We start from the raw sequence: 21,443 nt of genomic DNA, 5'->3' as shown, positions 1-21,443 counted from the left end.
CCCGATCCGTTCACTGCGCACCATCCGTCAGCGCGGCATACCGAGCCGCGCCGCGCGCGGCGATCTCTCGCCCGGCGTCCAGATAACTGAGGGCGCCACGGGAGCCCGGGTCGTAATCGAGAACCGTCATACCGTAACCGGGCGCTTCGGAGACCTTCACACTGCGCGGGATCACGGACCGCAGGACCACGTCCCCGAAATGACTGCGCACCTCTTCGGCCACCTGATCGGCCAGCTTGGTCCGGCCGTCGTACATGGTGAGCACCACGGTCGACACATGCAGCTCGGGATTGAGGTGCGACTGCACCAACCCGATATTCCGGATCAGCTGGCCGACCCCCTCGAGCGCGTAGTACTCACACTGGATCGGGATGAGCACCTCGCGGGCGGCGACCATCGCGTTGATGGTGAGCAGCCCCAGCGAGGGCGGGCAGTCGATCATCACATAGTCGATGTCGTAGCCCGCGAGATTGGCTTCCTGGATCGCCCCCTTGAGCCGCGCCTCCCGCGCCACCATCGACACCAGTTCGATCTCGGCACCGGCGAGATCGATCGTGGCCGGGATGCAGAGCAGATTGTCGCTGTGTGGGCTCTGCTGGATAGCGTCCTGGACCTTGATCTCACCGATCAGCAGTTCGTAGGTCGACGGGACACCCGAATGATGTTCGACCCCCAGCGCGGTACTGGCATTGCCCTGCGGATCGAGGTCGATCACGAGCACCTTCATCCCCTGATGCGCCAGAGCGGCGGCCAGATTCACCGTTGTCGTAGTCTTTCCGACACCGCCTTTCTGGTTGGCTATGGTGATGATGCGTTGCTCATGAGGTTTCGGCACTGTCACCTTTCCTGGATGCATTAGCTGGCTTGCGCGGTGCGCCTCGGCGGCGATCGGCGTCTCGGCAGGGGAGATGTGCCCATACGGTGTGCTTCCGAATGCCTCCGGGCCGATATTGCTGCCATCGAGCATCCCCGGCACGCGCGATGTTTCCCGTGAAACATTCGCTGAACCGTTCGACATAGACCGCTCCTAACGCGAGAACTGCAAGATCACGTGGCCTGACAGACGCCGGCCGTGTCGTCGAAACAAGCCGTGCTGGACCGAACAACGATCCACGACCAGGACTGCGGCATCCGTACGGACGGGCGACTTCGCAACGCTGCGTGGTCACGCGAAGTACCTCCTCCGACGCGGACACTGGGTCGCCGGTCGGTCGAACGGAGCTTCACGCTGCAACACCAAGAGTTCTCCGTGGCACCGAAGCTCACGCCCGACGCTCAATAGCTTGCCAGCAGCGAGCCCGAGAAGAAAGCTGAATCGCTGCGACGCGCCCGCGACACGCGGAACTCGTCCGAATTCATCGCCCGGAAACACTTTCACAGGTTCGCGAGCGGACCGGAGCCCGGATGTTTCACGGGAAACATCGACGCCCTCAGCGCCGGTCGCCGCAGCGAAAGCGAAAATTCACCGCTCGAGCTGTTCCCACCGAGACAGCAAAGGGTAGGGGCGGAGCCATCCACCGCCGGACTATGTGGCATCCGCTTCCAGACCCACTCGGCCCGGCTCCGCGCATAGCCACCCTGACAGCCCCGCACCCGACTACGTTGATCACCGCAGCACAGCCGCGCGAGCCGGGCGATCGAGGGTGATTCACCCCTCGCCCTTTGCTTCACCTGTCGCTACGCCGCCGCTCCGACAGCTCCGCCGCCCGTGAATGCGCGCAACGCAGCGCACCGAGTCGGCATCAGGCGGCCACAGGCCCGATGGCCGGATCGCGAGAGCTGTCGCCACGCCCAATCGTGTTGGCGGCAAGATCGACGCGGTTGCAGGTTCTCCCCGGCCGTACCGCCGACCAGTTGCACCATGACCGAACAGAAGCGGGTCGTGCCGGCACCATTCGGCCGACCGACCATCTTTCCCACCCTCGATGTTTCCCGTGAAACATCCGCGCGTCGGGCTGATTGGATCACGCTGGCCGCCGGATAGTTCGCAGCGTGCCGACCGCCGAGGCGGTCGAGGCCGACCATGATGAGCAGGCGATCGGCCTCGGTCGCGCACTGGGCGCGGCGACCCCGCGAACCTTCGGCTCCAGGAGCTTCACCACGGTCGTTTTCCCGCAACCGGAAGGTCTGATCACGCAGACAAATTACGCGCCCGGGTCGTTCGCGCGAGCTCGCCGAGGGCTGACGTAGCCGCGGCCCGGCTTCTGCGCGCCGGCTCGTCGTCCGGGGGCTCGGTGCGTCCCTCAGCTGCTCACGCGAGCCGGGTCATCGCCGACCGCAACGGCACGCTCGCACCCTGTTCGAGCAGCGCCCGCAGCTCATATGCCCGCTCTGTGATCAACTGCGCGGTGACCTGACTGCCACCCGCCAGTTCGGCCCAGTGACCGCGGCGATCGCTGATGCGGCTATCCGGGGGTCGACCCTGGCCGGCGCCCGGCAGACACACTCGAGCCCGTCCCAACAGCAGGCACCGACCGGCACACTCGAACACCGCCGATTACTGCGACCGACGGATCCACCGATCTCTACCGACCATCCGAGAGGCCGCCTGGCGAAGGGCCGGTTGTTCCTCACCGGCGCCACCCATTCACTCCGATATCGAGAAGTGCCGGCCTCCCTCCCCGCCCCGGTCGCTATACCGGACGCCGACCAGCGCAGGCCGAATGTAGCTCACCGATATCTGCCGAGGACTCCGGGCGGGAGCGGCACCACCGGAATCGTTCCACCCGTGGTGCAGCAACCAAAAGTATCGGGGGAGTGGCGACCTACTCCAGAGCAGCTTCCGGCCGCGGCTCTCACACGCGCTCCGCTCCCGCGGGAGCGTTACCACCGATCGAGTTATGACCACCGCGTGCAGAGAAGGGGATAACTCCACGCTTACCGACGCGCAACCAAGGCACAAATCCGTCCGCGTCCCATCGAACTCCACAAGAAGAACTTCGGACCACCGCGGTGCGCGAAGCCGCCCGATGTTTCACGGGAAACATCGGTCCCTGTTCGATGACCGACGACACAGGAGAGCCACTCAGTTGTTTCGCTACACCAACTGGTCTCTCGGGGAGTCCGGGAGTCCGGGAGTCCGGGAGTCTCGCCCAACACCGCGACAGGCGCAAGCGAGCGGATGTCTTATGTTTCCCGTGAAACATCGGTCGCCGGTAGGCGTCGCGGATCGGGTCGGTCAGGAAGGGGGTGTTTCGCCGGCCCGGCGGTCCGTGCGGATGCGCTTCTTCTGACGTTTCGCCGGTCGCTCCGAGCGGCGCAGGCGTTCGGCGGAGAGAACGACCGTGGGAGTGGCGATGATCCCGGCGCCGCATTCCAGCACCGTGAAGTTGCCCGCGCCGACCCGTTCCACCGCCGCGCGGTCGCGCTCCAATTCCTCGGCCACACTCGACCCTTTGAGCGCGAGCATATGCCCGTGATCGTGCAGGAGCGGGATGGACCATTCCGCCAACTTGGCCAGGGGAGCGACGGCCCGGGAAGTCACTACATCGGCGCCGCCTGCTTCCTGGATCACTCCGGGTTGCTCGGCGCGACCGCGCACCACGGTGATCGGCAACTCCGCCGCGTCGATGAACTCCTTGAGGAAAACCGTCCGCCGCAGGAGCGGCTCGACGAGCGTGATTCGGAGATCCGGGCGTGCCAGGGCGAGGGGGATACCGGGCAGTCCCGCGCCGCTTCCGATATCGACCACCGAAGCGCCCTCACCGATCAACTCGCCGACGACCGCGCAGTTGAGGATATGTCGCTCCCAGAGCCGGGGGACTTCGCGCGGCCCGATGAGTCCGCGCTCCACACCGGCGGTGGCGAGCGCCGTCCAATAATCACATGCGGAAGCAAGTCGATCCCCGAACACGAGCTCCGCCTCCGCCGGCGGCGGCAGCTGCGGCACCACCGACGAATCGCCGAGTTCTGGTTTCACGTGAAACACCCTTCTGTTCGATCGTGACCGACGAAGCTACCAACGGATCCACCACTATCGCCTCAACCGTAGCCCCCTGCCACCGTCCACCACGCAAGCAGCCGAACCCGGAAACAGGATGGGCCCGAGTCCTCCGACTCGGGCCCATCCCATGTTCATCCGGTCGCCACCGGCGCTCCGGAGTCAGTCCGGTATGACCACAACGCGCCGGTTCGGCTCCACACCTTCGCTCTCGCTGGCGACTCCGTCGATCGCGGCGACCGCATCGTGCACGATCTTGCGTTCGAACGGCGTCATCGGCGCGAGCGGCTCAGGTGCACCGGTCTGCAGCACCCGCTCCGCGGCGGCCGCGCCGAGCGCGCTCAGGTCTTCCCGCCGCTTCGCACGCCAGCCCGCCACATCCAGCATCAGCCGGCTGCGCACACCGGTCGCCTGCTGCACGGCCAGCCGGGTGAGTTCCTGGAGCGCGTCGAGGACCTCTCCGCTGTGGCCGACCAGTTTCGACAGATCGTTGCCACCGTCGATACTTACCACCGCGCGATCACCTTCGACATCCAGGTCGATATCGCCGTCGAAGTCCAGCACATCGAGGAGCTGTTCGAGGTAGTCGCCCGCGATCTCACCCTCTTCGATGAGCGCTTCCTCGGCATCGCTCACCGAATCCGCGGTGTCGGCCTCGACCACGGTTGACGATACGGTGGCGTCGCCACCTTCGGTCTCGAGTGTCATATGTTTCCTTCATCTGCTCGCCGGGATACCGGCCGCCCGTCGGCCGGTATCCCGATCACAAGGGGTCTACGGGGGAGAGTCAGCGACGCCGCTTCTGATTGGCGCGGCCGCGGCTACCGGATCGCTTCTGACCACCCGGCTTGCGCTGTCCCGATTGCTTGGGCCGGCCGTTCGCCTTTGCCGCACTCGAGCCGTTCGCGACAGCCGCGCTCTCGGTCGTCTCGTCGTCGGATTCACCGGTCGGCTTGGCCGACTGCTTCTTGCGGACGTCGACAGGCTTCGCGCCGGGCTTGGGCGCGTTCTGCGCCTGCTTCTCCTTTTTGGCCTGGAGCTTGGCTTCTTCTTCTTTGGCCATCCGGCCGAAGACGAGATGCTGCTGGCCGTAGGTCCAGATGTTGTTGGACACCCAGTACAGCAGGATGGCGATGGGCAGGAACGGGCCACCGACCAGAACGCCGAACGGGAACACCCACAACGCGAGCTTGTTCATGATCGCGGCCTGCGGGTTGGCCGCGGCCTCGGGGGTCTGCCGGGCGACCGAGGCCCGCGCGTTGAAATGCGTCGCGATCGCGGCGATCACCATGAGCGGGATCGCGACGGCGGCGATACTCAACCGGCTCGGGGTGCCGCCGTAGTCCGCGAAGGCCTGCAGCTCCTCGGCGGGTGCGGTGATGAACGCCGAGATCGGAGCGCCGAAGATACGGGCGCTCAGGAACGACTGCACATCGTCGACATTGAAGACGTAGTTCGGCGTATGCGCGTTGGTGTAGGGGTCCATCCCGAGCTGGCCGAAGCCGTGCCCGGTCCGGTTGAACGACCGCAGTACATGGAACAGACCGAGGAAGACCGGCACCTGGGCCAGGATCGGCAGGCAGCCCATGAGCGGGTTGAAGCCGTGGTCCTTCTGGAGCTTCTGCATCTCCAGCGCCATCTTCTGGCGGTCGTTCTTGTACTTCTTCTGCAGTTCCTTGATCTGCGGCTGCAGTTCCTGCATCTGTTTGGTGGTACGCACCTGCCGCACGAAGGGCCGGTAGAGCACCAGCCGCAGCGTGAAGACGAGGAAAACCACGGACAGCGCCCAGGACACGCCGTTGTCGGCCCCGAAGGCGAAGCCGAATACCCGATGCCAGAACCAGAGGATCCAGGACACCGGGTAGTAGATGAAATCGAGCACGGCTCTATGCACTCCCGTCGGTAGAGTCACCGATCACCGCGTGCGGTGATCCCTTACAAGCTGTGGGCCGCGGGTCGTCGTGGCCGACACTGCGCTGCCGCTCCGGCACGGGATCCCATCCTCCAGGGTGCCAGGGTGCGCATTTGGCCAATCGCACGACCGTCAGTCCGAGGCCGACGAACAGTCCGCGGGTACGCAGGGCAGTCACCGCGTACTCGCTACAGGTGGGAGTGAATCGGCAGACCGGCATCCGCGTGGGGGAGACGTAGGTGCGGTACAGCTCGATCGAGAAGATCAGAATTTTTGCGGGCCACCGGGTGGCGGCCACCAGTGCGGTGCGGGCGCTCATAGGGGAGTGCCCGGGTCGGTGGCGGTGAGGTCGAGCCGGCGGAGCCCGCCACGCAGCTGACGGCGTAGCTCGTCGCTGTCGGCGCCGGCGGCGCCGGGGAGAGCGCGAATCACGATATCCACCTCGGCGGAGATATCCGCGGTCAGTTCTGCACAGATATGACGCAGGCGGCGGGCCACGCGGTGCCGGACGACCGCGGGACCCACCGCCTTGCTGACGATCAACCCGAAACGCGGGCCACCGAACCGGACCCGGATATCGGGGTCGGCCGGGTCGGGCCGATCCACCAGGGCGTGGACCACCAGATCCCGCTTGCCCGCCCGCCGGCCGCGCCGCACCGTCCGGGAGAATTCGGCACGCTGATGCAGCCGGTGCGGTTCAGGAAGCACCCGGACATCCGGCGGTCGTCGAAGCCGCCGGACCGGCAGTGTTACCGGCGGCGGAGGCCACGGGGTTCGGCGGACCGGGCATCGGGCACCGAGTTCGGCCGGAAATCAGGCGGTGAGGCTGGCGCGGCCCTTGCGGCGCCGCGCGGAAACGATGGCGCGGCCCGCACGGGTCCGCATCCGGAGACGGAAACCGTGGACCCGCGCCCGACGACGGTTGTTCGGCTGGAACGTCCGCTTGCCCTTGGCCACGGTCAACACTCCTCGAATTGGTGGGCACCCTGCGGTACCCGAAGCTTTCGGTGATTCTGTAGATGTCGGTTCGGCGCGCTGTCCTGGAAGGTGGTCAGCACAGGACGGTCACCACGCCGAGGGTGACTGTACGAGGGTACTTATCCAGTTCTACCGGGTCAAACTCGCCCCTCCGGGCGCGATCCGGAAGGGGTCGCCGGCGTCCGGCCACGGGCCGGTGGTGGCGATGGTCACCGCGGGGGCCGCACCGGGCGCAGGGTCGCAGGTCGGGCGCCCCGGCACCGGTCCGGTGCAGCACGCGAGGCCAACGTCGGTCCCCGGAGATTGTCCACATCTGTGGATAATTGTGTGGAAATACCCTGTGAATGGCATATTCGTAGGGCCGACGGTGCCACGCCGCAGCCGGAAGAGGGGGTTCCGGGCAGCGCCCCGGGCGCCGTATCCGTCGAATGCGGCCGCCCCCGGTGAGCAACGTATGCGGTGTCACTGGGACGAACCAGTACAGTAGACGCACCGCGAGCCCCGGACGTCTGCGCCGAGCAACCGACTCCCGGGGAGGACACTGGATGGACGACGAGCAGAACGTACTGGCCACCGTGTGGCCGGAGGTGGTCACCGAGCTGACCACCGGTTCGGCCGACGGTGCCATCGGCGCGGTGACCAGAGCCCAGCAGGCCTGGCTGAAGCTGGTCAAGCCGCTGATGGTGGTCCAGGGTTTCGCGCTGCTCTCGGTCCCGTCCTCACTCGCCCAGGAAGCCATCGAACGCGACCTGCGGGAACCGATCCTGCGCTCCCTCGGTCGCCGGCTCGGACCGCAGGTGGAAGGCCTCGGGGTGCGAATCGCCGCGCCGAATCCCGCCGCGGCCGAATCGGGTCCGCCGCGGCACGCCCGGATGACCAGCCGGCCGGATTCCGCCGGTTCCCGGCCCGAACCGTTCAACGGCGCGGGTGCCGGACGCCCGGGCGGTGTTCCCCCCGCAGCCGAGGCCCCCTGGCGTGGCGAACTCCGCGAACCCGAGAACGGCGGCTATCCCGCACCCGGCTTCCCGGGTACGCCCCGCCGATCCGATGAGCCCCGTTTCCCGGCCGGGGGTTTCTCGCACGAAGCCGAGCTGCCGCTCACCGGTGAGCTGCCCCGCAACCCCGCCCACACCCGCGGTCCCGAACCGGCCGGCGCCGATCCACTCCGGCGCGCCACCCTGCCCGAACTCCCGCACGGCGCGGAACCCGCACCACCGGCCGCGGATTTCCGCACACCCGGGACGGGTTTCGCCCGCGGCGCCGGCGGCGCCCGGGAGTCCGAACCGCCGACGGTGGAAACCTATGCCGCGCCCCGGACATACTCCCGCGAGTACACCCCCGCACCCGAATACACCAGGGAACCGGAGTACACCAGGGAACCGGAGTACGAACGGGACCGCGAATATCCCCCGGCCGACTACGGAGAGACCTATCCGCCGAATCGCACCGACCTCGGCGATCCGGCAGGAAACGGCATGGAGCCGGGTACCGCGCCCACCCGTGAACCGGCCCCCGAACTCGACCCGATCCTGCCACCCCGCCGGACCGGCCGCCCAGCGCAGGAAACCCTGTTCGCCCCCGATCTCCCCGCCGCCGACCCCGCACCGCGGGAACCACTGCACGATCCCCAGCGCGAGAGCCTGCGGGAGAGCGTGCGCGACTCCGGTATCGATCCGGCGCCGGACGGGCACCGGGGCGACGAGAAGGTGGTGAACGTCCGGGATTCCTGGCCCACCTACTTCGCCAAGAGCTCGGAAACCGCGGATACGAGTAAATCGTCGGCGAGCCTGAACGCCAAGTACACCTTCGAGACCTTCGTCATCGGTGCGTCCAACCGCTTCGCGCACGCCGCGGCGGTCGCCATCGCCGAAGCGCCCGCGCGCGCCTACAACCCGCTGTTCGTATGGGGTGCCTCCGGGCTCGGCAAAACGCATCTGCTGCACGCCGCGGGCCACTACGCGCAGCGGTTGTTCCCGGGGATGCGGGTCAAATACGTATCGACCGAAGAGTTCACCAACGACTTCATCAACAGTCTGCGCGACGACCGCAAGGTCGCGTTCAAACGCCGCTACCGCGAGACCGATATCCTGCTGGTCGACGATATCCAGTTCATCGAGGGCAAAGAAGGCATCCAGGAAGAGTTCTTCCATACCTTCAACACGCTGCACAATGCGAACAAACAGATCGTGGTGTCCTCGGATCGCCCGCCGAAACAGCTCGCCACGCTGGAGGAGCGGCTGCGCACCCGGTTCGAATGGGGGCTGATCACCGATGTGCAGCCGCCGGAACTGGAGACCCGCATCGCGATCCTGCGCAAGAAGGCGCGAATGGACCGCCTCGATGTTCCGCACGATGTCCTGGAACTCATCGCCAGCCGGGTGGAACGCAATATCCGGGAACTCGAGGGCGCGCTCATCCGGGTCACGGCGTTCGCCTCGCTGAACGGCCAGCCGCTCGATCAGTCGGTGGCCGAGGTGGTGCTGCGGGATCTGATGCCCGAATCGCAGGATGTCGAGATCACCGCGTCGACGATCATGGGTGTCACGGCGGAGTACTTCAACACGTCCATGGAGGAACTGACCGGCCCGGGTAAGGCGCGCCCGCTGGCGCAGGCCCGCCAGATCGCCATGTACCTGTGCCGCGAACTCACCGACCTCTCCCTACCGAAGATCGGCCAGGCGTTCGGCCGCGACCACACCACGGTCATGTACGCCGAGAAGAAGGTCCGCAAGGAGATGTCGGAGCGCCGCCGGGTCTACGACCAGGTCCAGGAACTCACGGCCCGGATCAAACAGCGCTCCCGCTGACCCCGCTGCCGCGCCCATCGCCTTCCCTTCCTGTGCGCGCAGCGGGTTCGCTCTGTCCCCGGCCCTGAACACCCATAGTCCGCCCCACACCTCAGCGGCACGATCCAACGGCACGGTCGACAACTAGAGGACCGGCAGTTTCATCCCGCGGATTTCATCCGCGGCCGGCGATGAACCTTGCGCTGTCCAACCAAATGACGCACAGCCGCGGCTACGCCCGGCAACGACCGGTCCTCTTCGGCTGACGGTAACGGCCTGACCGGGCTCACCGGCCGCCGCCGACTCGCAGGGCGGCGGGCGACACGCCGCATGTATCGGCGGGCTTGTGCCGAGTCCGGGCAGTGCTCACCGAGGTCGCCGCCATGGAACTCGCACCACGCGGAATCCGCGTCAACGCGGTCAATCCCGGCTTCGTCCACACCCCCTCACGTCGCGGCACCCTCGGACGCCGCGGCCAGGAGCAGACGGCATAGCGGCCAGGGGACCGACTCGACCTGATGATCCGCCCGGCTGACCGAGATTCCCGTGTCCACGCCGGACGGAGCCGCCCCGGAAACCCCGTCCGCCCGCTGACCCGTTCCAGGTACCGCTGGGCTGCGGCGAGCAGCTCGGCCCGGGCATCTCATGAGCTGCCGCGTCACGGCCGTGTCGTGCAGGGCGGGGTCTCGACAAATGAGGATCCGGAAGATCGCGGCCCGCACGATATCCGGCCAGGGGGACCGGTTCGCACTACGCCTGGGCTTGCGCCCCGATCTGCGGTTCGCCGCCCCGATCTCCGGAGAGTGCGGGCGCATCGGCCAGGCGGACGGACGCTCCCTGGCGGAAGTTCCCCCCGCGCAACTCGCTTCGCGCCTGGGTGGCGAATCGTGCGATCCGCGGTTCGACACCGATCGTCGGCTGCGATGGGCGTGTCGGATCCATGCACAGGTGTGTCGCTAACAGCCTGTTGATGCGCTGACCAGGCATTTCTGGATAGAACTGGCTGTGGAATCCACAGGTTGTCCACCGGTGCATCCACAGCTTTCGGGCGGCTGTGCACACGACTTGTCCACAGCCTGGTTATGCACAGTTTCCACAGGCGATTTCATCCACACCCGCTGACCAGGGCATGTTCCGGTCAGAGGCTTGGGGACAACCTGGGGAATCCCTGTGGAATCCTCGAGGAATCCACAGGTTGTCCACCGATTCGTACACAGTGTGCACAACTGCCCGGATTCTGGGGAGCAACATGGGGATGAACTGTGGACGCAGTGTGGACAACAAATCCTGTCCACAGGCAGCGCGGATTCATCCTCGAGTTATCCCACGACAGTCCACAGCCAGACACGCCTGCTGACCTGCTCGAACAGCGGGAATCCACAGTTTCCACAGGGCCTATTACTACCCCTGTTCTTCCTCTAGAAAATTTCTCTTGAAAACAGGATGTGTGGACAAAGCTCGGACCGCCCGATTGCCCGGCCGGGCTCCGGAAGCAGACAAGGAGAGCCCGGCGGGGTTCAACGCGGACAGCACCCGAGCACGCACACAGGAAGCGGACGGCTTCTGTTCGCTCCTCCTTGTGCCTTCCGTGGCTACGGCCGCCGAAAGGTGGGCTGCGCCGTCTCCTGTTCAGCGGGCCGATGTAGTGCACGAGCGCGGATATGGCCCCGCCCGGCCGGCCGGCGCATCAGGCACCGTGCTCGTAACCGCCCGGCAGCCCACGAGCGGGTTCGCCCGTGTCCATCCGTCTCCGGGTTCGTCCCCGCCACTACGACCCCTGTCATCGAGCGAACTCGCCGACCCGATCGCGTCGAAGTTGTCCCCAGCCCCGCCATGGGATAACTGTGGACAGGAAAGCGACCCGCCGATTCGGTATCTGTCCACAGCCGTCCACACCCGATCCGGCGTCCCTGGAACGGTGGTAGCGGGCCTGGCCCGATGTGGACGGGAGGACGTATCCTCCACACGGAGGGGCGGCCGATCCGCTGCGACACGGCGGAGTACGGTTTCGGGTAGTCGCTGTGCCAGAATTCTCCGGCGGTCCGGCACGCTCCGCGACCGCCGGAACACCACCGCGTGGCCGGCTCGGCGCGGCGGGGAGGTACGGGGGCAGCACCGCCACCGATCAACACTGAACGGGAGAGGACACCTCGGGCGATGGACCTTGCAGGCATGAAGTTTCGGGTCGCGCGTGAGGATTTCGCGGAATCGGTCGCCTGGGTGGCGCGCAGTCTGCCGTCCCGCCCGCCGGTCCCGGTCCTCGGCGGAGTCCTGCTGGTCGCGGACGACGACGGGCTGACAGTTTCCGGGTTCGACTACGAGGTGTCGGCGCAGATGCGGGTGGCCGCCGAGGTCGCGGGTCCGGGCAAGGTGCTGGTCTCCGGGAAACTACTGGCCGATATCACCAAGGCGCTGTCGAACAAGCCGGTGGATGTCTCGGTCGACGGGAGCCGGGTCCTGATCCAGTGCGGCAGCGCGAAGTTCTCGCTGCCCACCATGCCGGTCGAGGACTATCCCCAGTTGCCCGAGGTGCCGCAGTCCAGTGGGGAGCTGGTGGTGGATGTGTTCGCCGAGGCGGTGGGCCAGGTCGCGGTCGCGGCCGGGCGCGACGACACCCTGCCCATGCTCACCGGTATCCGGGTCGAGATCGAGGGTTCACAGGTGGTGCTGGCGGCCACCGACCGGTTCCGGCTCGCGGTCCGCCATATCGAGTGGCAACCGGCCCGCGCCGATATCGAGACCGCGGTCCTGATTCCGGCCCGTACGCTCTCCGAAGCCGCCAAAACGCTGGGCGCGTCCGATCAGCCGGTGCAGCTGTCGCTCGGCTCCGGCGCCGGTGCCGACGGCCTGCTCGGAATCGTCAACGGGGGCCGCCGGACCACCACGCGGTTGCTGGACGCCGAATTCCCGAAGTTCCGTCAGCTGCTCCCCAAGGAGCACACCTCCATCGCGACCCTGGAGGTCGCCTCGCTCACCGAGGCGATCAAGCGCGTTGCCCTGGTGGCCGAGCGGGGCGCGCAGGTCCGGCTGGAGTTCTCCGCCGAGGGATTGCAGCTCGCGGCCGGCGGGGACGATGCCGGGCGGGCCGAGGAGTGGCTGAGCGCGGATTTCCGGGGCGAGCCGCTGACCATCGCTTTCAATCCCGGGTATCTCATCGACGGCCTGTCCGCGCTGCATTCGGACCGGGTCACCTTCGGCTTCACCACGCCGAGCCGGCCCGCCGTGCTGCTCCCGGCCCGTGACGAGGAGCCGGAACCGCTCGACACCGGCGCGTATCCGGCCCTGGAAAGCCCGTACACCTACCTGCTGATGCCGGTCCGGCTGCCGGGCTGAGCGGGCGTGGGTCCGGCAGCGCTGCCTCGGCGCCGATCCACACCTCGCCGCGGCGCAGCGATCGCTACCGCAGGTGCCGGGTGCAGCGATACTTCCGCAAACGTGCACCGCGACCTGCGTGGACTCGAGTTATCCACAGCTGTGGATAACTGCGAGGGTCTTTACCGGACGGTGTGAACAGGTGCAAATTCGTGCTCTGACCTTGCGTGATTTCCGTTCCTGGGAACACGCTGAGATCGAGTTATCCACAGGCCCTACTGTTTTCCTGGGAGCCAACGGCAACGGCAAGACCAACCTGCTGGAGGCGCTCGGTTACCTCTCCACCTTGGGTTCGCACCGCGTATCGGCGGACGCGCCACTCATCCGAACCGGCGCCGATCACGCCCGGATCGGCGCGAACGTGGTGCATCTCGGGCGCGAACTGCGCGTCGACATCGAGTTGAACCGCGGGGCGGCGAACCGGGCACAGATCAACCGGTCGCCGGTACGCCGGCCACGGGAAATCCTCGGCATCCTGCACACCGTGCTTTTCGCGCCGGAGGATCTGGCGCTGGTCCGCGGCGACCCGGGCGAACGTCGCCGGTTCCTCGACGAACTGTGCACGGCGCGCCGCCCCGCGCTGGCCGGCGTGCGCGCGGACTACGACCGGGTGTTGCGGCAGCGCTCGGCCCTGCTGAAGACCGCCGGCCGGTCGAACCGCGCCGACCTCGGCACCCTCGATGTATGGGACGGCCACCTGGCCGGGCACGCCTCGGTGCTGCTCGCCGAACGTCTGCGGCTGGTACACGAGCTGCATCCGCATATCACCCGCGCCTATGCCGCGCTGGCGCCGGAATCACGACCGGCCACCGTCGCGTATCGCAGCAGTGCGCTTCCGCCCGAATTGCTCGACCCCGGCCGCGAGCCGCGGCCCGACGACCCGGCGCTGCTGGAGCAGATCCTGCTGCGTGAGATCGCGGCGGCACGTGCCAAGGAACTCGAGCGGGGCATCTGCCTGGTCGGGCCGCACCGCGACGAATTGGAGTTGACGCTCGGCGAAACGGCCGCCAAGGGATTCGCCAGCCATGGGGAATCCTGGTCGTTCGCGCTGGCCCTGCGCCTGGCGGCGTTCGAGTTGTTACGGGCCGGCGGTACCGAACCGGTGCTGCTGCTCGACGACGTCTTCGCCGAACTCGACCGCCGCCGCCGGACCGCGCTGGCCGCGGTGGCGGCCGATGCGGAACAGGTCCTGATCACGGCCGCCGTTCCCGAGGACGTGCCCGCCGAACTGGCGGGGACGACCCTGCGCGTGACGACCACCGGCGACCCCGAACACCGGATATCCGCACTCGCCGGCGATCCCGCCCAGGGGGCCGGGCAGCCCGCCGGAAGTGACCCTCCGCACGCCGTGTCCAGCGAATCCCCGGCACCGGGAACACGCAGCGGTCCGCACCTTGCACCCGGGCCGGGGCATTCGTAGAGTGAGCCGATACGTCGGGCCGTTATCCCCCGCCCGCCGCGAAGTCCACAGTTATCCACAGCCTGTGGATAACTCATCCGGCCAGGTCGTCGGCTCAAACCCGGGCAGTGACCTGGTCCGACCGGCGACTACCTGCGTCGGAACTCGAAATACCCACATCTAGCAGGGCGGATGCCCTGGCAGGCAGTGCTTGTCCGTTCCCGGGACCGCGGCGTCGCGGTGTCGTCCGCGGATGTGCACAACCCGAGCAGATATCCACCGGCCCTGGGGATAACTCGGCCGGCGAGCGGAGTGCGACGATGACCGACCAGCCGCCGGCATCCGGTGGTGCCGTACCACCGGCCGAACCGGAGTTGCGTGGAGTCGACCTGGCCCGCCGCGCGCTCGAGGAGGCGCGGGCGGCCGCGCGAGCGAGTGGCAAATCCGTCGGCCAGGGCCGATCATCGCCCCGCCGCAGTCAGCGGGCGGGGGGACGCCGGCGCAGCGGCTGGTCCGGTCCGCGGCCCGACGATCGCGATCCGCAGCCGCTCTCCAAACTCGCGACCTCCATCGCCCGCAGTCGTGGCTGGTCCACGAAGGTCGCCGAGGGCACGGTATTCGGGCACTGGTCCCGCGTGGTCGGCGAGGATATCGCCGCGCACGCGAAACCGGTGAAACTGGAGAACGGTGTGCTGAGTGTGGCGGCCGAGTCCACCGCTTGGGCCACGCAACTCCGGCTGCTGCAGGCGCAGTTGCTCGCGAAGATCACCGCCGCCGTCGGCCCGGGGGTGGTCCGCTCGCTTCGGATCGCGGGGCCGACCGCGCCCAGCTGGCGCAAAGGCGAGCGCCATGTCCGGGGTCGTGGCCCACGCGACACCTACGGGTAGGCCGGGTTTCACGTGGAACGCCGTGGCACCTGCTCGCCGAAAATCGGCGCCGTCGATCGGCCGGTTCCGGCACCCGCCCTCAGTGAACTCTCAGGACGAATCTGATGGTCCGAAACCGGCCGATCCGCCAGGGGACCCGTGCCGGTTCGATTTCTCCGGCCCTGGGAGCTGTCAGGGGTGTCGCAGATGCACTGTAAGTTGGGCCGCGAAGTAAGATGGAAACGTAAATCAGCGGCGATACCCTCGGCGCGTTGTGTGCAGCCCTCTTATCTGTCCCGGGCCCACGTGCGCTGTCCCACCGCCGTCCCGGGGATCAGCAAGTAAGGAGAGCTACCGACCAGTGGCTGCCAAAGACTCCAAAGCATCAGGTTCGAGCGCATCGAACAAACAGGACTACGGTGCCTCCTCCATCAAGGTCCTGGAAGGCCTCGAGGCGGTGCGGATGCGCCCGGGCATGTATATCGGTTCCACCGGCGAGCGTGGTCTGCACCACCTGATCTGGGAGGTCGTGGACAACTCGGTCGACGAGGCGATGGCCGGTTACGCGACCAAGGTCGAGGTCACTCTCCTCGCCGACGGTGGCGTCCAGGTCGTCGACGACGGCCGCGGTATCCCCACGGGTATGCACGCGCAGGGCATCCCGACCATCGAAGTCGTCATGACCCAGCTGCATGCCGGCGGTAAGTTCGACTCCGATTCCTATGCGGTATCCGGTGGTCTGCACGGTGTCGGTATCTCGGTGGTAAACGCCCTGTCCAGCCGGCTCGAGGCCGAGGTGGACCACGACGGGTACCACTGGACCCAGACCTACAAGGACGCGGTCCCGGGTCCGCTGGTTCAGGGTGAGCCCACCAGGAGAACCGGTACCACCATCCGGTTCTGGGCCGATCCCGCGGTCTTCGAGACCACCACCTACAACTTCGAAACGGTATCGCGGCGCCTCCAGGAAATGGCCTTCCTGAACAAGGGCCTGACCATTGTGCTCACCGACGAGCGAGTCAGCGAGGCCGAGGTCACCGACGAGGTGGTCAGCGAGACCGCCGAGGCGCCGAAACACTCGGACGAGGCGGCGGCGCCGGTAGAGCACAAGGTGAAGACCCGTACGTACCACTATCCCGGTGGGCTGGAGGACTTCGTCCGGCATATCAACCGCACCAAGCAGCCGATCCACAATTCGGTCGTCGGCTTCAGCGGTAAGGGCACCGGGCACGAGCTGGAAGTCGCGATGCAGTGGAACTCCGGTTACTCGGAGTCGGTGCACACCTTCGCCAACACCATCAACACCCATGAGGGTGGTACCCACGAAGAGGGTTTCCGGGCCGCGCTGACCACCGTGGTCAACCGGTACGCCAAGGAAAAGAAGCTGCTCAAGGAGAAGGACGGCAACCTCACCGGCGACGATATCCGCGAGGGCCTGGCCGCCATCGTCAGCGTCAAGGTGAGCGAACCTCAGTTCGAGGGGCAGACCAAGACCAAACTCGGCAACACCGAGGTCAAGTCGTTCGTGCAGCGCGCCTGTAACGAGCATCTGGCCCATTGGTTCGAAGCCAACCCCGCGGACGCCAAGACCATCGTCAACAAAGCGGTCTCCTCGGCGCAGGCCCGGGTCGCGGCGCGTAAGGCGCGCGAGCTGGTGCGGCGTAAGAGCGCCACCGATATCGGTGGCCTGCCGGGCAAGCTGGCCGATTGCCGGTCCAAGGATCCGAGCAAATCCGAGATCTACATCGTGGAGGGCGATTCCGCGGGTGGGTCGGCGAAATCGGGCCGCGATTCGATGTACCAGGCGATCCTGCCGTTGCGCGGCAAGATCATCAACGTCGAGAAGGCGCGGATCGACAAGGTCCTGAAGAACGCCGAGGTCCAGGCGATCATCACGGCGTTCGGCACCGGTATCCACGACGAGTTCGATCTCAGCAAACTGCGGTACCACAAGATCGTGCTGATGGCCGACGCCGACGTCGACGGCCAGCACATCTCCACCCTGCTGCTGACCCTGCTGTTCCGTTTCATGCGCCCGCTGATCGAGCACGGGCACGTGTTCCTGGCGCAGCCGCCGCTGTACAAGCTGAAATGGCAGCGCAGCGAACCCGAGTTCGCGTATTCGGACCGGGAACGCGACGGCCTGGTCGAGGCGGGTCTGGCGGCCGGGAAGAAGATCAACAAGGACGACGGTATCCAGCGGTACAAGGGTCTGGGCGAGATGAACCCGAAGGAGCTGTGGGAGACCACCATGGACCCGTCGGTACGGGTGCTCCGCCAGGTGACGCTGGACGACGCGGCCGCCGCCGACGAACTGTTCAGCGTGCTGATGGGCGAGGATGTCGCGGCGCGGCGCAGCTTCATCACCCGTAACGCCAAGGACGTCCGCTTCCTCGACGTGTAGGAGCGGCGGTCGCCCGCAGCGCACCGGCGCGCGGTGATCCGTCGTTATCCGCCAGTACCTAGGAGATTCGTATGACCGACACAACCCTGCCGCCGGAGAGCGCGGGCGACCGGATCGAACCGGTCGACATCCAGCAGGAGATGCAGAGCAGCTATATCGATTACGCGATGAGCGTTATCGTCGGCCGCGCGCTGCCCGAGGTCCGCGACGGCCTCAAGCCGGTGCACCGCCGGATCCTGTACGCGATGTACGACAACGGCTACCGGCCCGACCGCAGCTATGTGAAATCCGCGCGCCCCGTCGCCGACACCATGGGCAACTACCACCCGCACGGCGACTCGGCCATCTACGACACCCTCGTGCGAATGGCTCAGCCGTGGGCGATGCGGTACCCGCTGGTCGACGGCCAGGGCAACTTCGGCAGCCGCGGCAACGACGGCGCCGCCGCCATGCGGTACACCGAATGCCGGCTGACCCCGCTGGCCATGGAACTGCTGCGCGAAATCGACCACGACACGGTCGATTTCATCGCGAACTACGACGGTAAGACCCAGGAACCCGTCGTTCTGCCCAGCCGTGTGCCGAATATGCTGATGAACGGCAGCAACGGTATCGCGGTCGGGATGGCGACCAACATCCCGCCGCACAACCTGAACGAGCTGGCCGAGGCCATCTACTGGGCGCTGGACAACCACGAGGCCGACGAGGAAGCCACCCTCGCGGCCTGTATGGAGCGGGTGAAGGGCCCGGACTTCCCGACCTCCGGCCTGATCGTCGGTACGCAGGGTATCCACGACGCCTACACCACCGGCCGCGGTTCCATCCGGATGCGCGGTGTGGTGGAGATCGAAGAGGACGCGCGCGGCCGTACCACCATCGTCATCACCGAACTGCCGTACCAGGTCAACACCGACAACTTCATCAACGCGATCGCCGAGCAGGTCAAGGACGGCCGGATCGCCGGGGTGGCCGATATCCACGACGAATCGTCGGACCGGGCGGGTCTGCGCATCGTGGTCACGGTCAAACGGGACGCGATCGCCAAGGTCGTGCTGAACAACCTGTACAAGCACACTCAGCTACAGACCAGTTTCGGCGCGAACATGCTGTCCATCGTCGACGGTGTACCCCGGACGCTGCGGCTGGACCAGATGATCCGGCTGTATGTGAACCATCAGCTCGACGTGATCGTCCGGCGCACCCGCTACCTGCTGCGCAAGGCCGAGGAACGGGCCCATATCCTGCGCGGCCTGGTCAAGGCGCTGGATATGCTCGACGAGGTCATCGCGCTGATCCGCCGCTCGGCCAATACCGAGACCGCGCGAACCGGCCTGATGCAACTGCTCGATATCGACGAAACCCAGGCCACCGCGATCCTGGATATGCAGTTGCGCCGGCTCTCGGCACTGGAACGGCAGAAGATCGTCGACGAATTGGCCAAGCTCGAGGCCGAAATCGCCGATCTGAAGGACATTCTGGAGAAGCCGGAGCGGCAGCGTGCCATCGTCAAGGACGAACTCGCCGAGATCGTGGAACGCTACGGTGACGAGCGGCGCACCCAAATCGTCTCCGCCGACGGCGATGTCGCCGACGAGGATCTGATCGCCCGCGAGGACGTGGTGGTCACGATCACCGAAACCGGTTACGCCAAACGCACCAAGACCGATCTGTACCGCAGCCAGAAGCGTGGCGGCAAGGGTGTGCAGGGCGCGGGCCTGAAACAGGACGATATCGTCCGGCACTTCTTCGTGACCTCGACCCACGACTGGTTGTTGTTCTTCACCAACAAAGGCCGGGTCTACCGGGCCAAGGCATATGAGCTGCCGGAGGCGAACCGCACGGCACGCGGGCAGCACGTGGCGAATCTGCTGGCCTTCCAGCCGGACGAGAAGATCGCCCAGGTAATCCGGATCAAGTCCTATGAGGATGCCGCCTACCTGGTGCTGGCGACGCAGAAGGGTCTGGTCAAGAAGTCGCGGCTGGTGGACTTCGATTCCAACCGCAGCGGCGGCATCGTCGCGGTGAACCTGCGCGACAACGACGAATTGGTCGGTGCCGTCCTGTGTTCCGCCGAGGACGATCTGCTGCTCGTATCGGCACAGGGCCAGTCGATCCGCTTCTCCGCCACCGACGAGGCGTTGCGCCCGATGGGCCGTGCCACCTCCGGCGTGCAGGGTATGCGGTTCAACGCCGACGACGCGCTGCTGTCGCTGAACGTGGTCCGCGATGGCACATATCTCCTGGTCGCGACCTCCGGCGGGTATGCGAAACGCACCGCCATCGAGGAGTACACGGCGCAGGGTCGTGGCGGAAAAGGCGTATTGACCATCCAGTTCGACGCCCGGCGTGGCACCCTGGTGGGTGCGCTCATCGTCGACGACGACGACGAGCTGTACGCGATCACGTCCAGCGGCGGGGTTATCCGCACTGCCGCCCGGCAGGTGCGTAAGGCCGGTAGGCAGACCAAGGGCGTGCGATTGATGAACCTCGGCGAGGGCGATACCTTGCTTGCGATCGCACGTAACGCCGACGAGCCCGAGCAGATCGACGGTGGCGATTCCCCCGAGCAGTAAATCCATATCGGCGGCAAAGAACGGATCCGAGGATTCCCATTGACCACTCCGAAACAGCCGAGCGACGAGCGGCAGCAGACGAACGGTGTGACCGAGCGGGTCACCCCGTCCCCGATTTCGCCGCGCCCGGTCCAGCGGCCGGGCGATGCCGCGAACAACGAGCAGTCCGGGGGCGGGCAGCCGGGCGGTAACGCGCCCGGTGGTGCGCCCGCCGGGGGCTCCGCGCCCGAAAATCAGGAGAAACAAGGCGAATTCGGGTCCGAATCGCGCAACCCAGGATCGGGCCCGAACCCCGCGCAGGGCGGCGGTCAGGGGGAGCAGCCGCAGCAGGGCGGCAACGGCGGTGACGGCCGTTTCCAGGAAGGCTGGTCGCAGCTGCCGCAGCGGGAACCCCAGTCCAACCTGCCGCGGCCGGGGCATACCCCGGTCGGTGGCGGGCCGCAGCCGCGTTCGGTGGGGCTGAGCGGCGGAGTCACCAACGCCCGCACCACCAGCGATTTGGCGGCCAAGGCGGCGCGTAAGGAAGCGGCCATGGCCAAATCCGTCGGCCTGGACGGGCCCACCCGCAGTATCGCCCGGCCCGAACTGGTCAAGGATATGCCCGACCTCTCCGAGATCCGGCATCCGCTGCCGCCGGAGCAGCCCGCCCCGCCGCCGGCCTACGCGCCGCCGGCATCGTCCGGGCCGGTGTCCTCGCCGGCGCCCCGCGGGCTGCCGCACGCGGTACTGGGCGGGGAGCCGCTGCGGGCCACGGTCCAGGTTCGCCGGATCGACCCGTGGTCGACACTGAAGATCACCCTGGTGATCAGTGTCGCCATGTTCTTCGTCTGGATGATCGCCGTCGCGCTGCTGTACATGGTGCTGGCGGGTATGGGCGTCTGGGAGCGGCTCAACAGCACGTTCACCGATATGGTGTCGCCGGACAGCGGTTCGGTCGGTCTGATCGACGCCGGTACCGTCTTCGGCTACGCCGGGGTGATCGGGCTGATCAACGTGGTCCTGTTCACCGCGCTGGCCACGGTCGGCACGTTCATCTACAACCAGTGCTGCGATATGGTCGGCGGCATCCAGGTCACCCTGGCCGACCCGGACTGAATTCGGCGATCGACAAGAGGCCGGCGCCCGAGCGGGCGTCGGCCTTTCTTGCGTCCGGGCCCGGTCTCGGGCTGGTGGTGCCGTCACGCCGGTTCGACGAGGAACGACGGCGGCCGAT

The 21,443-nt window shown here is 66.9% G+C and carries 15 protein-coding genes and 1 pseudogene; 9 read left to right on the top strand and 7 right to left on the bottom strand.

Features of this window, described 5'->3' with window-relative positions:
• Positions 1 to 10: 10 nt before the first annotated feature.
• Positions 11 to 967: a ParA family protein gene (locus tag ACQEVO_RS30705; RefSeq protein WP_432923182.1), complete on the bottom strand. Its 957-nt coding sequence runs from the start codon at positions 965 to 967 to the stop codon at positions 11 to 13.
• A 1,025-nt stretch (positions 968 to 1,992) separates the two neighbouring features.
• Here ACQEVO_RS30705 and ACQEVO_RS30700 point away from each other — a divergent pair.
• On the top strand, positions 1,993 to 2,190 hold the full coding sequence (locus ACQEVO_RS30700) for a hypothetical protein (RefSeq protein ID WP_432919913.1): 198 nt from the start codon (positions 1,993 to 1,995) through the stop codon (positions 2,188 to 2,190).
• Positions 2,191 to 3,178: 988 nt separating this feature from the next.
• On the opposite strand, the gene rsmG is transcribed toward ACQEVO_RS30700, so the two are convergent.
• The 6 genes from rsmG to rpmH all read right to left on the bottom strand — a co-directional run bounded on the left by rsmG (position 3,179) and on the right by rpmH (position 6,809).
• Entirely contained in the window at positions 3,179 to 3,928 is a 750-nt protein-coding gene (gene rsmG / locus ACQEVO_RS30695; RefSeq protein WP_432919912.1) for a 16S rRNA (guanine(527)-N(7))-methyltransferase RsmG, read from the bottom strand.
• Positions 3,929 to 4,102: 174 nt separating this feature from the next.
• Positions 4,103 to 4,648 carry a protein jag gene (locus ACQEVO_RS30690; RefSeq protein ID WP_432919911.1) on the bottom strand — a complete coding sequence of 182 codons (546 nt, stop codon included), beginning with the start codon at positions 4,646 to 4,648 and terminating at the stop codon, positions 4,103 to 4,105.
• A 79-nt stretch (positions 4,649 to 4,727) separates the two neighbouring features.
• Positions 4,728 to 5,822, bottom strand: coding sequence for a membrane protein insertase YidC (gene yidC, locus ACQEVO_RS30685; RefSeq protein ID WP_432919910.1), 1,095 nt, complete (start codon positions 5,820 to 5,822; stop codon positions 4,728 to 4,730).
• A gap of 4 nt (positions 5,823 to 5,826) precedes the next feature.
• Positions 5,827 to 6,171 (bottom strand): membrane protein insertion efficiency factor YidD, encoded by a 345-nt coding sequence (gene yidD / locus ACQEVO_RS30680; RefSeq protein ID WP_432919909.1) that lies wholly within the window; start codon positions 6,169 to 6,171, stop codon positions 5,827 to 5,829.
• Positions 6,168 to 6,560 (bottom strand): ribonuclease P protein component, encoded by a 393-nt coding sequence (gene rnpA, locus ACQEVO_RS30675; protein WP_432919908.1) that lies wholly within the window; start codon positions 6,558 to 6,560, stop codon positions 6,168 to 6,170. Before rnpA ends, yidD begins: the two co-directional genes overlap by 4 nt.
• Positions 6,561 to 6,665: 105 nt before the next feature.
• Positions 6,666 to 6,809: a 50S ribosomal protein L34 gene (rpmH, locus tag ACQEVO_RS30670; protein ID WP_006550910.1), complete on the bottom strand. Its 144-nt coding sequence runs from the start codon at positions 6,807 to 6,809 to the stop codon at positions 6,666 to 6,668.
• Between the two features lie 566 nt (positions 6,810 to 7,375).
• Here rpmH and dnaA point away from each other — a divergent pair.
• The 8 genes and pseudogenes from dnaA (at position 7,376) to ACQEVO_RS30630 (ending at position 21,325) form a co-directional block, all read left to right on the top strand.
• Complete coding sequence (gene dnaA / locus ACQEVO_RS30665; protein ID WP_432919907.1) at positions 7,376 to 9,637, top strand: chromosomal replication initiator protein DnaA; 2,262 nt, start codon at positions 7,376 to 7,378, stop codon at positions 9,635 to 9,637.
• Between the two features lie 338 nt (positions 9,638 to 9,975).
• Positions 9,976 to 10,110: pseudogene (locus tag ACQEVO_RS30660) on the top strand (SDR family oxidoreductase); the annotation flags it as partial.
• Positions 10,111 to 11,773: 1,663 nt separating this feature from the next.
• Positions 11,774 to 12,949 carry a DNA polymerase III subunit beta gene (gene dnaN / locus ACQEVO_RS30655; RefSeq protein ID WP_432919906.1) on the top strand — a complete coding sequence of 392 codons (1,176 nt, stop codon included), beginning with the start codon at positions 11,774 to 11,776 and terminating at the stop codon, positions 12,947 to 12,949.
• A gap of 181 nt (positions 12,950 to 13,130) precedes the next feature.
• Positions 13,131 to 14,408 (top strand): DNA replication/repair protein RecF, encoded by a 1,278-nt coding sequence (gene recF, locus ACQEVO_RS30650; protein WP_432919905.1) that lies wholly within the window; start codon positions 13,131 to 13,133, stop codon positions 14,406 to 14,408.
• Between the two features lie 299 nt (positions 14,409 to 14,707).
• The gene (locus tag ACQEVO_RS30645; RefSeq protein ID WP_432919904.1) at positions 14,708 to 15,274 is read left to right on the top strand and encodes a DUF721 family protein; all 567 of its coding nucleotides are present in this window, start codon (positions 14,708 to 14,710) and stop codon (positions 15,272 to 15,274) included.
• A gap of 340 nt (positions 15,275 to 15,614) precedes the next feature.
• Positions 15,615 to 17,657: a DNA topoisomerase (ATP-hydrolyzing) subunit B gene (gene gyrB / locus ACQEVO_RS30640; protein WP_432919903.1), complete on the top strand. Its 2,043-nt coding sequence runs from the start codon at positions 15,615 to 15,617 to the stop codon at positions 17,655 to 17,657.
• Positions 17,658 to 17,728: 71 nt separating this feature from the next.
• Positions 17,729 to 20,230, top strand: a complete 2,502-nt coding sequence (gene gyrA, locus ACQEVO_RS30635) for a DNA gyrase subunit A (RefSeq protein ID WP_432919902.1) — start codon at positions 17,729 to 17,731, stop codon at positions 20,228 to 20,230.
• Positions 20,231 to 20,269: 39 nt separating this feature from the next.
• Positions 20,270 to 21,325 (top strand): DUF3566 domain-containing protein, encoded by a 1,056-nt coding sequence (locus ACQEVO_RS30630; RefSeq protein WP_432919901.1) that lies wholly within the window; start codon positions 20,270 to 20,272, stop codon positions 21,323 to 21,325.
• The last annotated feature ends 118 nt before the right edge of the window (positions 21,326 to 21,443 follow it).

Origin of the sequence: Nocardia sp. CA-290969, from assembly GCF_050936135.1 — a bacterium.
GTDB lineage: Bacteria > Actinomycetota > Actinomycetes > Mycobacteriales > Mycobacteriaceae > Nocardia.
This window is presented reverse-complemented; position numbering and strand designations above follow the sequence as displayed.